Genomic DNA, 15,279 nt, shown 5'->3' on the forward strand with positions numbered 1-15,279 from the left:
CCTGAACCCCCGCCTGCCGGGGGTTTTTTATCATTGATGGTGTGATATGGCCTCTATTGAACAACAAATAACAGAACTGCGAACCACGCTTCGCCATCATGAATATCTCTATCACGTGATGGATGCCCCTGAAGTCCCGGATGCAGAATATGACCGCCTGATGCGCGAACTGCGCGAACTGGAAACGCAACATCCCGAACTGATCACCCCGGATTCCCCTACGCAGCGCGTCGGTGCAGCGCCACTGGCGGCCTTCAGCCAGATCCGCCATGAAATTCCCATGCTGTCGCTGGATAACGTGTTTGATGAAGAGAGTTTTCTCGCCTTCAACAAACGCGTGCAGGATCGCCTGAAAAGCCCGGATGCCCTGACCTACTGCTGCGAGTTGAAACTGGACGGGCTGGCGGTCAGCATTCTGTATGAAAACGGTGTGCTTGTGCAGGCGGCAACGCGTGGCGATGGCACCACCGGTGAGGACATCACCACCAACGTGCGGACTATTCGCGCTATTCCGCTTAAGCTTCGCGGCGACAATATTCCGGCGCGTCTGGAAGTGCGTGGCGAAGTATTTCTGCCGCAGGCCGGGTTTGAAAAAATAAACGATGAGGCCCGTCGTACCGGCGGCAAAGTGTTTGCTAATCCGCGTAATGCTGCCGCAGGTTCATTGCGCCAGCTCGATCCGCGCATTACGGCGAAGCGACCGCTCACTTTCTTTTGCTACGGCATCGGTATTCTGGAAGGCGGTGAACTGCCGGATACCCATCTCGGGCGCCTGCTGCAATTTAAAGAATGGGGGCTACCGGTCAGCGACAGAGTGACGTTGTGCGATTCCCCTGAAGCGGTACTGGCGTTCTATCATAAAGTTGAAGAGGATCGCCCCACGCTTGGGTTTGATATCGACGGTGTGGTGATCAAAGTCAACTCACTGGCGTTGCAGGAACAGCTGGGCTTCGTGGCGCGTGCGCCGCGCTGGGCCGTGGCCTTTAAGTTCCCGGCGCAGGAACAGATGACCGTGGTGCGCGATGTGGAGTTTCAGGTCGGGCGCACCGGCGCTATCACGCCTGTGGCGCGTCTTGAACCGGTGCAGGTGGCGGGGGTGCTGGTCAGCAACGCCACACTACATAATGCCGATGAAATTGAACGTCTGGGCCTGCGGATTGGCGACCGGGTGGTGATCCGCCGCGCTGGTGACGTTATCCCGCAGGTGGTGAATGTCATTCTGTCAGAGCGACCGGATGATACGCGTCCCGTTGAGTTCCCGACTCATTGCCCGGTATGTGGCTCTGACGTGGAGCGTGTCGAAGGTGAAGCGGTCACGCGCTGCACCGGCGGGCTTATCTGCGGCGCGCAACGTAAAGAGTCGCTGAAGCATTTTGTCTCGCGCCGGGCGATGGACGTCGACGGCATGGGCGACAAAATCATCGATCAATTAGTGGAGAAAGAGTACGTTCACACACCAGCGGATTTGTTCAAACTGACGGCGGGTGTGTTGACCGGTCTGGATCGCATGGGGCCGAAATCGGCGCAAAACGTGGTGGATGCGCTGGAAAAGGCGAAAGAAACCACCTTTGCCCGTTTCCTGTACGCGCTGGGTATCCGCGAAGTGGGCGAGGCAACGGCCGCCGGGCTGGCGGCGCATTTTGGCAGCATCGATGCGCTGGCGGCGGCTTCCATTGACGAGCTGCAAAAGGTACCGGATGTCGGGATTGTGGTCGCTACGCACGTCTTCAACTTCTTTGCCGAAGAGAGCAACCGCGACGTCATCCAGCAGCTTCGCGATCAGGGCGTACACTGGCCCGCACCGGTGGTGTTCAACGCCGAAGAAATAGACAGCCCGTTCGCCGGGAAAACCATTGTGCTGACCGGCAGCCTGAGCCAGCTTTCGCGTGAGGAAGCCAAAGAACGGCTCACCGCGCTGGGCGCGAAAGTGGCGGGCAGCGTGTCGAAGAAAACCGATCTGGTGATTGCCGGTGAAGCGGCGGGCTCCAAACTCGCCAAAGCGCAGGAGCTGGGAATTGAGGTCATCGACGAAGCCGAAATGTTGCGGCTTCTGGGAGCGTAACGTGGACAGCGAGCAGCTTATCGAAATTGCCAACACTGAAATGCCGTTTGGTAAATACAAAGGCCGCAGGCTGATTGATTTGCCGGAAGAGTATCTGCTGTGGTTTGCCCGTAAGGATGAGTTTCCTGCCGGGCATCTGGGGCAACTGATGGCGTTTACGCTGCTCATCAAAAGCGAGGGGCTGACCCATCTGGTTCAGCCCCTGAAAAAACCGCGTTAAGCGCTGGCCTGGTTCTGCTGCATGTTTTCGATCTGGCGTTTATAGCGACGCGCCAGCACCGCGCAGACCATGAGCTGGATCTGATGGAATATCATCAGCGGTAGCACCATCATCCCAATCATTGCGGTCGGGAAGAGAATATTGGCCATCGGGATACCGTTGGCCAGACTCTTTTTCGATCCACAAAAGACAATCGTGATTTCGTCCGCTTTGCTGAAGCCGAATTTACGCGCCACCCCCACGTTAACCAGGATGACGATCGCCAGCAGCACCAGGCTGACCACCACGATAAACAGCAGCGAGCCCAGGCCCACTTTATGCCAGATACCGTTCACCACGGCTTCGCTGAAGGCAGAGTAGACGACTAACAGTATCGAGCTCTGATCCGTTTTCGAAATCCACTTTTTGTTGCGGCTGACCCATTCGCCAGTCCACGGGCGTGACAGGTGACCAAGGACGAACGGCAGCAACAGTTGCAGCATGATTTTACCCACCTGCTCCAGACTGCCTTCCGCGCCATGAATATTCATCACCAGACCCACCAGCAGCGGCGACAGAAAAATCCCCAGCAGGCTGGATGCCGACGCTGAACAGACCGCGGCCGCAACGTTACCGCCTGCCAGCGACGTAAAGGCAATAGCGGATTGTACCGTCGCGGGCAAAATACACAGATACAGAAAACCGGTATACAGCGCGGGATCGACATTCACTGGCGCCCATTTCGCAAACAACACCCCTAAAACAGGAAACAGCACAAACGTGCTACACATCACCCACAAATGCAGCCGCCAGTGGCTACCCCCCGCGATNNTGGCCGCAATGGAAAAACTGGCCGGTAAACCGGGCGTGCATATTTATAACCTCGGTGCCGGCATCGGCAGCAGCGTGCTGGACGTGGTCAACGCCTTCAGCAAAGCCTGTGGTAAACCGGTGAAATATCATTTTGCCCCCCGTCGCGACGGCGACCTGCCGGCGTACTGGGCCGATGCCAGCAAAGCCGATAAAGAGCTGAACTGGCGTGTAACCCGCGATCTCGATCAGATGGCGCAGGACACCTGGCACTGGCAGTCACGTCATCCTCAGGGCTATGCAGACTAAGGAACTACATGTAATGGAGCGCTTTAATCCCGTCGATCACCCGCATCGTCGTTATAACCCGCTGACCGGGCAATGGATCCTGGTTTCTCCACACCGCGCGAAACGCCCCTGGCAAGGGGCGCAGGAAACGCCGGCTAAGCAGACGCTACCAACCCACGATCCGGACTGTTTTCTCTGCCCGGGCAACACCCGTGTGACTGGTGATAAAAACCCGGACTACCCCGGCACCTATGTGTTTACCAACGATTTCGCGGCGCTGATGGCGGACACGCCCGCCGCGCCAGAAAGCGACGATCCGCTGATGCGTTGCCAGAGCGCGCGCGGCACCAGCCGGGTGATTTGCTTTTCGCCGGATCACAGCAAAACGCTGCCGGAACTGAGCGTCAGCGCACTGAAAGAGGTGGTGAAAACCTGGCAGCAGCAGACCGCCGAGCTGGGCGAAACCTATCCGTGGGTACAGGTGTTTGAAAACAAAGGCGCGGCGATGGGTTGCTCCAACCCGCATCCGCACGGTCAGGTATGGGCAAACAGTTTTCTGCCGAACGAAGCCGAACGCGAAGACCGCCTGCAGCGTGATTATTTTCAGCAGTACGGCTCGCCGATGCTGCTGGATTATGTCCAGCGCGAACAGGCTGACGGCAGCCGAACAGTGGTCGAAACCGAACACTGGCTAGCGGTAGTTCCCTACTGGGCAGCGTGGCCGTTTGAGACATTGCTGCTGCCGAAAGCGCACGTTCTGCGGATGCCCGATCTCAGCGACGCGCAGCGTAGCGACCTCGCGCTGGCGCTGAAAAAGCTGACCAGCCGCTATGACAACCTGTTCCAGTGCTCTTTCCCCTACTCGATGGGCTGGCACGGCGCGCCGTTTAACGATGACACCCATTCGCACTGGCAACTGCATGCCCATTTCTATCCACCATTACTGCGTTCGGCCACCGTACGCAAGTTTATGGTCGGTTACGAAATGCTGGCGGAAACCCAGCGCGATCTCACGGCAGAACAGGCGGCTGAACGTCTGCGTGCCGNNGCGAATCCGGAGAATAACAATGAGTCTGAAAGATAAAACCCAATCCCTGTTTGCTGAAAAATTTGGCTACCCTGCCACCCATGTTATCCAGGCACCAGGCCGCGTGAATTTGATCGGTGAGCACACCGACTATAATGATGGTTTTGTACTGCCGTGCGCCATTGATTACCAGACGGTGATCAGTTGCGCCACACGTAACGACCGCACGGTGCGCGTCATCGCCGCCGACTACGACAATCAAATCGATGAGTTCTCACTGGACGCGCCGATTGTCACTCACGACAGCCAGCAGTGGTCGAACTACGTGCGCGGCGTGGTGAAACACCTGCAAAAACGCGACCGCAATTTCGGCGGCGTGGATATGGTGATCAGCGGTAACGTGCCGCAGGGCGCGGGCTTAAGCTCATCGGCGTCGCTGGAAGTGGCGGTGGGTACCGTCATTCAGCAGTTGTATCATCTGCCGCTGGATGGCACGCAAATCGCGCTAAACGGCCAGGAAGCGGAAAACCAGTTTGTCGGCTGTAATTGCGGCATTATGGATCAGCTGATTTCCGCGCTGGGCAAGAAAGATCATGCGCTACTGATTGACTGTCGTTCGCTGGGCAGCAAAGCGGTGTCGATGCCGAAAGGCGTTGCAGTCGTGATCATCAACAGTAACTTTAAACGTACGCTGGTGGGCAGTGAATACAACACTCGCCGTCAGCAATGCGAGACCGGGGCGCGGTTCTTTACCGTGGAAGCCGCCGATGCGCTGGAAAAAGGCGATCTGCAGCGCATGGGTAAACTGATGGCCGAATCTCACGCCTCAATGCGTGACGATTTCGAAATCACCGTGCCGCAAATCGACACGCTGGTGGAGATTGTGAAAGCGGCGATCGGCGACAAAGGCGGCGTGCGCATGACCGGCGGCGGTTTCGGCGGGTGCGTCGTGGCGCTGGTCCCGGAAGATCTGGTCGGGACTGTGCAACAGGCGGTAGCCGCGCAGTATGAAGCCAAAACCGGCATCAAAGAGACTTTCTACGTTTGTAAACCATCACAAGGAGCAGGCCGTGCTTAATGAGACACCTGTGCTGGCCCCCGACGGTCAGCCCTTTCGACTCCTGACCCTGCGCAACCGTGCGGGGATGGTCGTCACGCTGATGGACTGGGGAGCCACGCTGCTCTCCGCCCGTATTCCCCTTTCTGACGGCTGCGTGCGCGAAGCGCTGCTTGGCTGCGCCAGCCCGGAACAGTACCCGGAACAATCCGCTTTTCTTGGCGCCTCGGTAGGGCGTTACGCGAACCGCATCGCCGACAGCCGTTATACGCTGAACGATGAAGTCATCGAACTGGTACCGAGCCAGGGCGTGAACCAGCTGCACGGCGGCCCGGACGGCTTCGACAAACGCCGCTGGCAAATCATCAGCCAGAACGAAGAAGAGGTACTGTTTACGCTGGCCTCTGACGATGGCGATCAGGGCTATCCCGGCAATCTCACCGCCCTTGCGCGATATCGTCTGACGGACGACTGCCGGATCTCCATTGAATATCGTGCCACCGTCGACAAAGCCTGCCCGGTCAACCTGACCAACCACGTCTATTTTAATCTCGACGGTGTGCAGGGCGACGTGCGTCAGCATAAATTGCAGATCCTCGCTGATGAGTATCTGCCGGTGGACGAGATGGGCATCCCACGCGAGGGGCTGAAAAGCGTGGCGGACACCAGCTTTGATTTCCGCACGCCAAAAGCGATCGCGCAGGATTTCCTCAGTGATGACGATCAGAAAAAAGTGAAAGGCTACGATCACGCCTTTCTGTTACAGGCCAAAGGCAACGTGCGCGAGCCAGTGGCCCGCGTCTGGTCGCAGGACGAAAAATTGCAACTGGCGGTATACACTTCCGCCCCTGCCCTGCAGTTTTACTCCGGCAACTATCTCGGCGGTACGCCGTCGCGTGAACCTGGAACCTATGACGACTGGCAGGGGCTGGCACTGGAGAGCGAATTTCTGCCAGACAGTCCGAACCATCCGGAATGGCCGCAGCCCGACTGTATTCTGCTCCCCGGCGAAGAGTACATCAGCCTCACGGAATACCAGTTCATCGCCCGATAACGCGAAGCCCTCCTGATGGAGGGTTTTTTCACTGCAAATTGCTGAAAATAGCGCCATTCGCAGACAAAATCATAACCCTGAATTCACAAGCATCTTACACTCGGGCACTATTTTCGCTATGGTTATGGATAACCGTTGCCGCGTACATCGCCATGGCAATACAATGAGAATTATTATCATTAGAGTAAGACGTGAGGAGAGTAAAATATGGCTGTAACTAAGCTGGTTCTGGTTCGCCACGGCGAAAGCCAGTGGAACAACGAAAACCGCTTTACCGGTTGGTATGACGTTGACCTGTCTGAGAAAGGCGTGAGCGAAGCAAAAGCGGCGGGTAAGCTGCTGAAAGAAGAAGGCTTCAGCTTTGATTTTGCTTATACCTCTGTGCTGAAACGTGCCATCCATACCCTGTGGAACGTGCTGGATGAACTGGATCAGGCCTGGCTGCCGGTTGAGAAATCCTGGAAACTGAACGAGCGTCACTACGGTGCGCTGCAGGGTCTGAATAAAGCCGAAACCGCTGAGAAGTACGGTGACGAGCAGGTGAAACAGTGGCGTCGTGGTTTTGCCATCACGCCGCCGGAGCTGACCAAAGATGACGAGCGTTATCCGGGTCATGATCCGCGTTACGCAAAACTGACCGACAAAGAGCTGCCGCTGACCGAAAGCCTGGCGCTGACCATCGACCGCGTGGTGCCGTACTGGAACGAAACCATTCTGCCGCGCCTGAAAAGCGGTGAGCGCGTGATCATCGCGGCTCACGGTAACTCCCTGCGTGCGCTGGTGAAATACCTCGACAACATGGGCGAAGACGAAATTCTCGAGCTGAACATCCCGACCGGCGTGCCGCTGGTGTATGAGTTCGACGAGAACTTCAAGCCGATCAAGCATTACTATCTGGGTAACGCCGACGAAATCGCTGCGAAAGCGGCTGCGGTGGCAAACCAGGGTAAAGCGAAGTAATAAAAAAGGCCCGGTTACCGGGCCTTTTTTCTGTCTGGCATATGCTTAACCGCGACGCGCTTTGACCGCGTTCGACAGCTGACGCAACACCGTTTCGGTGTCATCCCAGCCAATGCAGGCGTCGGTGACGCTCTTACCGTAGACCAGCGGCTCCCCGCCCCNCCAGGTTCTGATTCCCTTCCACCAGGTGGCTTTCAATCATCACACCGATGATCCCTTTCTCACCGCTGGCGATCTGCGCGCAGACATCCTGCGCGACCTCCATCTGCTTTTTAAACTGCTTGCAGGAATTGGCATGGCTGAAGTCGATCATCACCTGTTCCGGCAGACCGGCTTTCTTCAGACCCGCTTTGACCTCAGCGACATGCTGCGCGCTGTAATTCGGCTCTTTGCCGCCGCGCAGAATGATATGGCAGTCGCCGTTGCCGCCGGTGTTTACAATGGCGGAGTGGCCCCATTTGGTGACCGACAGGAAGCAGTGTGGCGCGCCGGCGGCGTTGATCGCATCGATAGCCACTTTAATCGTCCCGTCAGTGCCGTTTTTGAAACCAACCGGGCAGGACAGACCGGACGCCAGTTCACGGTGCACCTGTGATTCCGTGGTACGGGCGCCGATAGCGCCCCAGCTCATCAGATCGGCAAGATACTGCGGCGTGATCATGTCGAGGAATTCACCTGCCGCTGGCAGGCCGCTGTTGTTGATTTCCAGCAGCAGCTTACGTGCGATGCGCAGACCGTCGTTGATCTGGAAGCTGTTATCCATGTGCGGATCGTTGATCAGCCCTTTCCAGCCCACCGTGGTACGCGGCTTTTCAAAATAGACGCGCATGACAATTTCCAGCTCGCCTTTCAGCGCCTCACGCAGCGCCAGCAGGCGAGTGGCATACTCTTTCGCCGCCGCCGGATCGTGGATTGAGCACGGGCCAATCACCACCAGCAGACGATCGTCATTGCCTTTGAGGATCGTGTGAATCGCTTTGCGGGCATGTGAAACAGTATTCGCGGCGTTTTCGGTAGCAGGGAATTTTTCAAGGAGCGCGACAGGGGGCAATAACTCGTTGATCTCTTTAATTCGTAAATCGTCGTTCTGATAATTCATGTTCTTTCCAGCGTTGCCATACTTATCTGATTGTGTGCAATCCCTCCAATCTAACTTGTCGGTCAGGAAGTGTAAACGGGCTTTTACACTCGGGACGGATAATTCCTGGAATTCGAGAAAATTTCGCGACAAAGTAGCGGAAAGTGAGATCACGACTACAATTTTTACCTGGAAACACTCTGTTTATGCCACTTGACAAAATTCCATGCTGAGTTAAATCAGCGATGTGGAGTTTTAACCCTATTGAGGGCGTCTTGCCCTCGCGCATGCACTGTTGGAAGAAGTTATCCGACGTAACGACCAGAACAGGAGCATCCTTATGAAAATGAATAAATTAGCCTCACTTTTCCTGACGGCAACTCTCTCCCTGACCAGCGGTGCAGTGCTGGCCGCCACCACCGGTTCGGACAGTAACGGCGACGCAAACGCGGCGGCAGAAGCCGGTCCGTCAAAATACCGCGCCGAATAATGTTGATAACAGCCAAATCAACACCGGCGGCACCATGCTTCATCCGAATGATTCCACTTCAGGCAGTGCGAATCAGGAAGGGATGACTAAAGATGAAGTGCACAAAAACTCGATGTGTAAAGACGGTAAATGTCCTGACATCAACAAGAAAGTCCAGACTGGTGACGGCATCAACAACGATGCTGATACTAAAACGGACGGCACCACGCAGTAACCCCTCCTCTCTGCACCCCACCCGGGAGAGCTTCGGCTCTCCTTATTTGTATGCGCAACCGGGAAAGATCTGTAATGATAACAGGCATAAAATGTAAATAATCAGGACCACGTTATGGCGCACTCCCATTCGCACTCCCATACTCCGCCACCGCAGGACGGCAACGCCCGTCGGTTGCTGCTGGCGTTTTGTATTACCGCAGGCTTTATGGTTATCGAGGTCATTGGCGGCCTTATCTCCGGCTCGCTGGCGCTGCTGGCCGATGCCGGGCATATGCTGACCGATGCCGCCGCGCTGCTGTTTGCCCTGTTGGCCGTGCATTTTGCCCGTCGTCCACCCAACAACCGCCATACGTTCGGTTGGCTGCGCCTGACGACGCTGGCGGCGGTTGTGAANTTGCCCTGGTGGTGATTACGATTCTGATTGTCTGGGAGGCGATCCAGCGTTTTTATCATCCGCAGCCAGTGGCCGGGGCGACCATGATGGTGATTGCCGTGGCGGGGCTGCTGGCGAACATTTTTTCGTTCTGGATTTTGCATCGCGGCAGTGAAGAGAAAAATCTCAATGTACGTGCCGCCGCGCTGCATGTGCTGGGGGACCTGTTAGGGTCAGTTGGCGCTATCGGTGCGGCGATTGTCATTCTGCTGACCGGCTGGACGCCCATCGACCCGATTCTGTCGGTACTGGTGTCGTGCCTCGTGCTGCGTAGCGCCTGGCAACTGCTGAAAGAGAGCGTGAATGAGCTGCTGGAGGGTGCGCCGCGGGCCATTGACGTTGGCGAACTGAAGCGCAAGCTGAACCGGGCGTTACCGGACGTGCGCGACGTGCACCATGTACATGTCTGGATGGTGGGCGAGAAACCGATCATGACGCTGCATGTTCAGGTGATCCCGCCTCACGACCACGACGCGCTGCTTGAGCGCATTCAGCATTTCCTGGAGCACAACTACAACATTGAGCATGCCACCATTCAAATGGAGTACCAGCCCTGTAGCGGCCCGGAATGCCGCCTTAGCGAGCTGCACGCCGGGCATGACCATCACCACCACCATTAGCGTGAAAGCGCGCGAGAGCCTCGCTCACGTGCGCTATTAATCCACATCCGGCTACCGTTGAGTGCGATGAAGGTAAGCAGCAGGTATTCCAGTGACATCGCGTAGACGCCCTGTAAGGCAAAAATGACCACGCTGATAACGTTAATGATCCCCCACAGCAGCCAGTTTTCAACATACTTACGGGTCATCAGGATCATCGCTACAATCGACAGCACCATCNTCTGAAAGAAGATAATGGCGAACAGGGTGACGTTGATCAGGCCAAAAGCATAGTTGCTGATTTTCTCGAGGCTGGCGAGCCAGATGCACAATAACCCTGCCAGCGTCCCGACGGCTTCAATCCACGACAGATCGTAACCACCTGCGCCAATCGGAATGTGTACCAGTATGTTCTGCGTGCTGAAGAAATCCATTTTTAACTCCGCAAGTTAACCATCGTTAAGGTCGAAGTGTAGCCGCAAAATCGAGCATCCGGTTGAGAGGCAGCAATGCGCCCTCACGCAACGCGGCATCGACGTGAATCTCATGCGCCGCGCCGCCGTTCTCCAGCCCTTCGGCAATCGCTTTTAAGCCGTTCATTGCCATCCACGGACAGTGCGCGCAGCTACGGCAACTGGCTCCCTCGCCTGCGGTTGGCGCCTCCAGTAGCTCTTTTTCCGGCACTGCCTGCTGCATTTTGTAAAAAATGCCACGGTCGGTTGCCACAATCAGTTGCTGATGAGGCAGCGTTCTGGCGGCAGCAATCAGCTGACTGGTCGAGCCCACCGCATCGGCCATATCAACGACGGATTGCGGCGACTCCGGGTGAACCAGCACGGCGGCATTCGGGTACAACGCTTTCATGCGAGTCAACGCCTGGGTTTTAAATTCGTCATGGACGATACAGGCGCCCTGCCAGCACAGGACATCCGCTCCGCTCTGCTTTTGCACATAGCGGCCGAGGTGGCGGTCCGGCGCCCAGAGGATTTTCTCGCCGAGGCTGTCGAGATGTTCAATCAGTTCAACGGCGATACTGGAGGTCACTACCCAGTCTGCTCGCGCTTTTACTGCCGCCGAGGTGTTGGCATAAACCACCACCGTGCGATCCGGGTGCGCATCACAAAATGCGTTAAACGCATCGCTCGGGCAACCGAGATCCAGCGAGCATTCCGCCGCCAGCGTCGGCATCAGGATAGTTTTTTCCGGGCTGAGGATTTTGGCAGTTTCGCCCATAAAACGCACACCAGCGACAAGCAGCGTGGAAGCCGGATGTTTCGCGCCGAAACGCGCCATCTCCAGCGAATCAGAGATACAACCGCCCGTCTCTTCTGCAAGCTGTTGAATTTCAGGATCGGTGTAGTAATGCGCCACCATCACCGCATCACGCGCTTTCAGCAGGCGTTTGATTTTTTCACGATAGAACTGCTTTTCATCCGTACTCAACGGCACGGGCTTCGGCGGGAAAGGATAAATGGCGGTTTCGGGATCAAACATGACGCTCATCTTGCAATCTCGTTTTACAGGCTTAACAAAATGCCGTTATGGTCGCTGAGAGGCGGCTACAGACGGCCAATATGTTTTATATGCTAAACAAGATATCAGATTGTTGAGGGCAAGGTATATCGCAGATAGCAAAAAAGCGCCTTTAGGGCGCTTTTTTACACTGGTGGGTCGTGCAGGATGACTCGCTTCGTTCGCCCTACGGGCCGTTGCTGATGCAACGTTATCCTTCACGTTTTACTATCGCTATCCACCTAACGATTGGTGGGTCGTGCAGGATTCGAACCTGCGACCAATTGATTAAAAGTCAACTGCTCTACCAACTGAGCTAACGACCCCTTGCGGGATTGTTCTTCGAAGTGGTGGGTCGTGCAGGATGACTCGGCTCCGCCTCGCCCTTCGGGCCGTTGCTGACGCAACGTTATCCTTCACACTCTCTACCTGTGACCACCTGTGGAATGGTGGGTCGTGCAGGATTCGAACCTGCGACCAATTGATTAAAAGTCAACTGCTCTACCAACTGAGCTACAGTAATAATCAGTGTGAGCGTGAAGGGATCCAGAATACGAAACAGTTTCATAAACACTCCTCAAATTCGATAACACTATTGTGCGTTGTCTGGTTTGAGAAATAAAACGGATTTCTTACATCCTTAGCGCAAAGACGGTGGCAGGACGCGTGGGGGAGGGAAAGGGCGAGCAGGCAGAGAGGCTGTCGGCTGCTCGCATTGAAGCGCGGCGATATCAGATATAGATGTCGATCTGGTACTGACTGGCAGCGGTATTACCGCCGGTCGCCTTAACGTCCTGCTGCTCCTGTTTCTGCTGCGCTTTTTCAGCCTGCTGACGCTGCAACTGTGCAAGCTGCGCCTGCAATACTTTGATCTGCGCCTGAATCAATTCCTGCTGCTTTTTCTTCTCTTCAACGCTGGCGCTGGAGTTGGGAATATCCTTCAGCTGTTGCGTCAGTTCGGTAATTTTCTTAGTGATGCGCGCAATCTGCGCTGCCGTATCGTCACCTTGCGGCGTGCTGGTCGAACTGCTTTGTATTGATGGTGTTGATGTCAGAATGGTCGTCATATCAAACTCCTTTTCTTTGCCCTAAAACAGCAATATCGGCAGTTTGGTGAGAATCTTGATGGATAAATAGCAGACAGCAAAAAGGCGCCTTTAGGGCGCCTTTCTACATTGGTGGGTCGTGCAGGATGACTCGCTTCGCTCGCCCTTCGGGCCGTCGCCGCAAGCGGCTCCGTTGTCTCACTACGTTCGACCCGAACCTGCAGCAGGTTCTCATCCTGACGATTTGCAGACAGCAAAAAGGCGCCTTTAGGGCGCCTTTCCACATTGGTGGGTCGTGCAGGATNNTACGGGCCAGGCTTCGAAGATAATTTTACTCGGAACCACTTGAAGTGGTGGGTCGTGCAGGATGACTCGGCTTCGCCTCGCCCTACGGGCCGTTGCTGACGCAACGTTATCCTTCACGTTTTACTATCGCTATCCACCCAACGATTGGTGGGTCGTGCAGGATTCGAACCTGCGACCAATTGATTAAAAGTCAACTGCTCTACCAACGGTACTTCACTGATAAGAATTCGCTGGCGAGAAAGTGGTGGGTGATGACGGGATCGAACCGCCGACCCCCTCCTTGTAAGGGAGGTGCTCTCCCAGCTGAGCTAATCACCCACTTCTCATTCTTATCTACACGGCGGAGACTACAAAAGTAGTGGTGGGTGATGACGGGATCGAACCGCCGACCCCCTCCTTGTAAGGGAGGTGCTCTCCCAGCTGAGGAAGTGGTGGGTGATGACGGGATCGAACCGCCGACCCCCTCCTTGTAAGGGAGGTGCTCTCCCAGCTGAGCTAATCACCCGATACTACGCTGGATATTACTTAGTGGTGGGTCGTGCAGGATGACTCGGCTTCGCCTCGCCCTACGGGCCGTTGCTGTCGCAACGTTATCCTTCACGTTTTACTATCGCTATCCACCTAACGATTGGTGGGTCGTGCAGGATTCGAANCTTTTTTGCTGCTTCGGAGAGGTTTGATATCCCTCGGCAACGGCGGCATATATTACTGATTTAAGATTTCAGCGCAACAAAAATTTCGATGAAGATCACTTAACTGCTTACGATTCATGCGACACGACCAGAAAAAACACGATTCCTGGTCATGCCGTCATCATTGCAGCGATCCGAGACGTTTTTGCGCCTGTTTTGCGCCTTCGGTGCCAGGATACTTGCTGACCACCTGCTGGTAGACCGCTTTCGCTTTTGCCGTANTCCTGCATGATCACGCCGACCTTGTACATCGCGTCAGAGGCTTTTGGTGACTTTGGGTAGTTTTTTACGACAGAAGCAAAATAATAGGCTGCGTCATCTTTTTTACCCTTGTTGTAATTCAACTGACCGAGCCAGTAGTTGGCGTTCGGCTGATACGTTGAGTCCGGGTATTTTTTGATGAAGTTCTGAAATGCTGCGATCGCGTCATCCTGGCGAGAAGAGTCCTTCACCAGCGCAATGGCGGCATTGTAGTCAGTGTTCGCGTCACCGCTTTGCACCGGTGCGCCAGACGTCGCTGCACCGGCCGCAGGCGCGGTGTTGGATGCGCCAGCGTTGCTGCTCTGATCGCCGCCTGTCTGCTGCGTCTGCGCTGCCGCACCGCCGCTGGTCAGGCTGTCGATCTGCAGCTGCACTTGTTTCTGGCGTTCAATGGCCTGATTCAGCTGGTACTGACTCTCCTGGATCTGTCCGCGGAGGGCGTCAATATCGGCCTGATTATCAGAAACTTGCTGCTGGAGTTGGGTTAAAAGCTGGCTGTGAGCATTCGAAATACGCTCGAGTTGAGTGACACGGTCTTCGACCGAGCCTGAGCCGACACTACTGATTGGTGCCTGAGCAAAAGCGGCCCAGGGGGCCGCTATTCCAACCAGTAACGACAGACTCAACAGGTGATGTCTGAAGTTACTGTTCATGCGATTCTCTTAGTAAACCAGTACGGCGCGACGGTTTTTAGCGTAAGCCGCTTCGTCGTGACCCAGTACTGCAGGTTTTTCTTTACCGTAAGAAACGATGGAGATCTGATCAGCAGAAACGCCTTTACCCTGCAGGTACATCTTAACGGCGTTAGCACGACGTTCGCCCAGAGCGATGTTGTACTCCGGCGTACCACGTTCGTCCGCGTGACCTTCTACGGTAACTTTGTAGGACGGGTTGCTACGCAGGAAGTTAGCGTGCGCATCCAGCATCGCAGCGAACTCAGAGCTTACGTCGTATTTGTCCAGACCGAAGTAAACAATGTTGTTCTGCTGCAGCTGTTGCATCTGCAGACGAGCCTGCTCTTCAGAAGACATGTTGCCGTTAGCATCCATACCAGTGCCGGCGCCCATCATGCCTTCGCCGCTCTGGTCGTTGCTGGCGTTCTTGTTGGAAGAACATGCCGCGATTGCCATTACCGGCAGAGCCAGCATCAGTCCTTTCAGCACTTTGTTCAGTTGCATTTCTTTGATTC

At 55.6% G+C, this 15,279-nt stretch carries 12 protein-coding genes, 3 tRNA genes, 3 other RNA genes and 4 pseudogenes; 9 read left to right on the top strand and 13 right to left on the bottom strand.

Annotated elements, in window-relative coordinates:
• Positions 1-46 precede the first annotated feature (46 nt).
• Together ligA and GM30_RS16730 are read left to right on the top strand one after the other, a co-directional pair.
• Positions 47-2,062 (top strand): NAD-dependent DNA ligase LigA, encoded by a 2,016-nt coding sequence (gene ligA / locus GM30_RS16725; protein ID WP_049849552.1) that lies wholly within the window; start codon positions 47-49, stop codon positions 2,060-2,062.
• 1 nt (position 2,063) lies between these two features.
• Positions 2,064-2,282, top strand: a complete 219-nt coding sequence (locus GM30_RS16730; RefSeq protein WP_049849553.1) for a DUF3820 family protein — start codon at positions 2,064-2,066, stop codon at positions 2,280-2,282.
• On the opposite strand, the gene GM30_RS16735 is transcribed toward GM30_RS16730, so the two are convergent.
• On the bottom strand, positions 2,279-3,136 hold the full coding sequence (locus GM30_RS16735) for a bile acid:sodium symporter family protein (RefSeq protein ID WP_049849554.1): 858 nt from the start codon (positions 3,134-3,136) through the stop codon (positions 2,279-2,281). The genes GM30_RS16730 and GM30_RS16735 overlap by 4 nt on opposite strands.
• Here GM30_RS16735 and GM30_RS16740 point away from each other — a divergent pair.
• The 5 genes and pseudogenes from GM30_RS16740 to gpmA form a co-directional block, all read left to right on the top strand.
• A pseudogene (locus tag GM30_RS16740) lies at positions 3,096-3,380 on the top strand (GDP-mannose 4,6-dehydratase); the annotation flags it as partial. The gene GM30_RS16735 and the pseudogene GM30_RS16740 overlap by 41 nt on opposite strands.
• A gap of 13 nt (positions 3,381-3,393) precedes the next feature.
• On the top strand, positions 3,394-4,443 hold the full coding sequence (galT, locus tag GM30_RS16745) for a galactose-1-phosphate uridylyltransferase (protein ID WP_049849556.1): 1,050 nt from the start codon (positions 3,394-3,396) through the stop codon (positions 4,441-4,443).
• Positions 4,427-5,464, top strand: a complete 1,038-nt coding sequence (galK, locus tag GM30_RS16750) for a galactokinase (RefSeq protein ID WP_049849557.1) — start codon at positions 4,427-4,429, stop codon at positions 5,462-5,464. The genes galT and galK overlap by 17 nt, the downstream gene beginning before the upstream one ends.
• Entirely contained in the window at positions 5,457-6,497 is a 1,041-nt protein-coding gene (galM, locus tag GM30_RS16755) for a galactose-1-epimerase (RefSeq protein ID WP_049849558.1), read from the top strand. The genes galK and galM overlap by 8 nt, the downstream gene beginning before the upstream one ends.
• Before the next feature lie 207 nt (positions 6,498-6,704).
• A complete protein-coding gene (gene gpmA / locus GM30_RS16760; RefSeq protein WP_049849559.1) occupies positions 6,705-7,457 on the top strand; it encodes a 2,3-diphosphoglycerate-dependent phosphoglycerate mutase in 753 nt (250 codons plus the stop codon).
• A 45-nt stretch (positions 7,458-7,502) separates the two neighbouring features.
• Here the strand turns inward: gpmA and aroG are convergent.
• Positions 7,503-8,556 (bottom strand): annotated as a pseudogene (aroG, locus tag GM30_RS16765) (3-deoxy-7-phosphoheptulonate synthase AroG).
• A 319-nt stretch (positions 8,557-8,875) separates the two neighbouring features.
• Here aroG and GM30_RS16770 point away from each other — a divergent pair.
• Positions 8,876-9,239: pseudogene (locus GM30_RS16770) on the top strand (YbgS-like family protein).
• A gap of 114 nt (positions 9,240-9,353) precedes the next feature.
• Positions 9,354-10,294 (top strand): annotated as a pseudogene (gene zitB / locus GM30_RS16775) (CDF family zinc transporter ZitB).
• Here zitB and pnuC read toward each other — a convergent pair.
• The 11 genes from pnuC to pal all read right to left on the bottom strand — a co-directional run bounded on the left by pnuC (position 10,291) and on the right by pal (position 15,268).
• Entirely contained in the window at positions 10,291-10,707 is a 417-nt protein-coding gene (gene pnuC, locus GM30_RS16780) for a nicotinamide riboside transporter PnuC (RefSeq protein WP_049849560.1), read from the bottom strand. The pseudogene zitB and the gene pnuC sit on opposite strands and share 4 nt — an antisense overlap.
• A 25-nt stretch (positions 10,708-10,732) precedes the next feature.
• A complete protein-coding gene (gene nadA / locus GM30_RS16785; RefSeq protein ID WP_049849561.1) occupies positions 10,733-11,776 on the bottom strand; it encodes a quinolinate synthase NadA in 1,044 nt (347 codons plus the stop codon).
• A gap of 259 nt (positions 11,777-12,035) precedes the next feature.
• A tRNA-Lys gene (locus tag GM30_RS16790) sits at positions 12,036-12,111 on the bottom strand.
• A 22-nt stretch (positions 12,112-12,133) separates the two neighbouring features.
• Positions 12,134-12,301, bottom strand: a non-coding RNA gene (locus GM30_RS26310) — RtT sRNA.
• Positions 12,302-12,516: 215 nt separating this feature from the next.
• Positions 12,517-12,852: a FlxA-like family protein gene (locus tag GM30_RS16800; RefSeq protein ID WP_049849562.1), complete on the bottom strand. Its 336-nt coding sequence runs from the start codon at positions 12,850-12,852 to the stop codon at positions 12,517-12,519.
• Between the two features lie 109 nt (positions 12,853-12,961).
• A non-coding RNA gene (locus GM30_RS24760) (RtT sRNA) lies at positions 12,962-13,086 on the bottom strand.
• Between the two features lie 96 nt (positions 13,087-13,182).
• A non-coding RNA gene (locus tag GM30_RS24765) (RtT sRNA) lies at positions 13,183-13,351 on the bottom strand.
• 28 nt (positions 13,352-13,379) lie between these two features.
• Positions 13,380-13,455: transfer RNA gene (locus tag GM30_RS16805), tRNA-Val, on the bottom strand.
• Positions 13,456-13,566: 111 nt separating this feature from the next.
• Positions 13,567-13,642 (bottom strand) — tRNA-Val (locus GM30_RS16810).
• Positions 13,643-13,939: 297 nt separating this feature from the next.
• On the bottom strand, positions 13,940-14,743 hold the full coding sequence (cpoB, locus tag GM30_RS16815) for a cell division protein CpoB (RefSeq protein WP_238582672.1): 804 nt from the start codon (positions 14,741-14,743) through the stop codon (positions 13,940-13,942).
• 9 nt (positions 14,744-14,752) lie between these two features.
• A complete protein-coding gene (gene pal, locus GM30_RS16820) occupies positions 14,753-15,268 on the bottom strand; it encodes a peptidoglycan-associated lipoprotein Pal (RefSeq protein ID WP_049849563.1) in 516 nt (171 codons plus the stop codon).
• Between the last annotated feature and the right edge of the window lie 11 nt (positions 15,269-15,279).

It is taken from the genome of Trabulsiella odontotermitis (assembly GCF_001188485.1).
Lineage (GTDB): Bacteria > Pseudomonadota > Gammaproteobacteria > Enterobacterales > Enterobacteriaceae > Trabulsiella > Trabulsiella odontotermitis_A.

What these genes read in the sequence shown, in the direction of transcription:
- ligA (WP_049849552.1), top strand. Translation starts at nt 47, where the DNA reads ATGGCCTCTATTGAACAACAAATAACAGAACTGCGAACCACGCTTCGC.
- galK (WP_049849557.1), top strand. Translation starts at nt 4,427, where the DNA reads ATGAGTCTGAAAGATAAAACCCAATCCCTGTTTGCTGAAAAATTTGGC.
- gpmA (WP_049849559.1), top strand. Translation starts at nt 6,705, where the DNA reads ATGGCTGTAACTAAGCTGGTTCTGGTTCGCCACGGCGAAAGCCAGTGG.
- nadA (WP_049849561.1), bottom strand. Translation starts at nt 11,776, where the DNA reads ATGAGCGTCATGTTTGATCCCGAAACCGCCATTTATCCTTTCCCGCCG.
- GM30_RS16800 (WP_049849562.1), bottom strand. Translation starts at nt 12,852, where the DNA reads ATGACGACCATTCTGACATCAACACCATCAATACAAAGCAGTTCGACC.
- pal (WP_049849563.1), bottom strand. Translation starts at nt 15,268, where the DNA reads ATGCAACTGAACAAAGTGCTGAAAGGACTGATGCTGGCTCTGCCGGTA.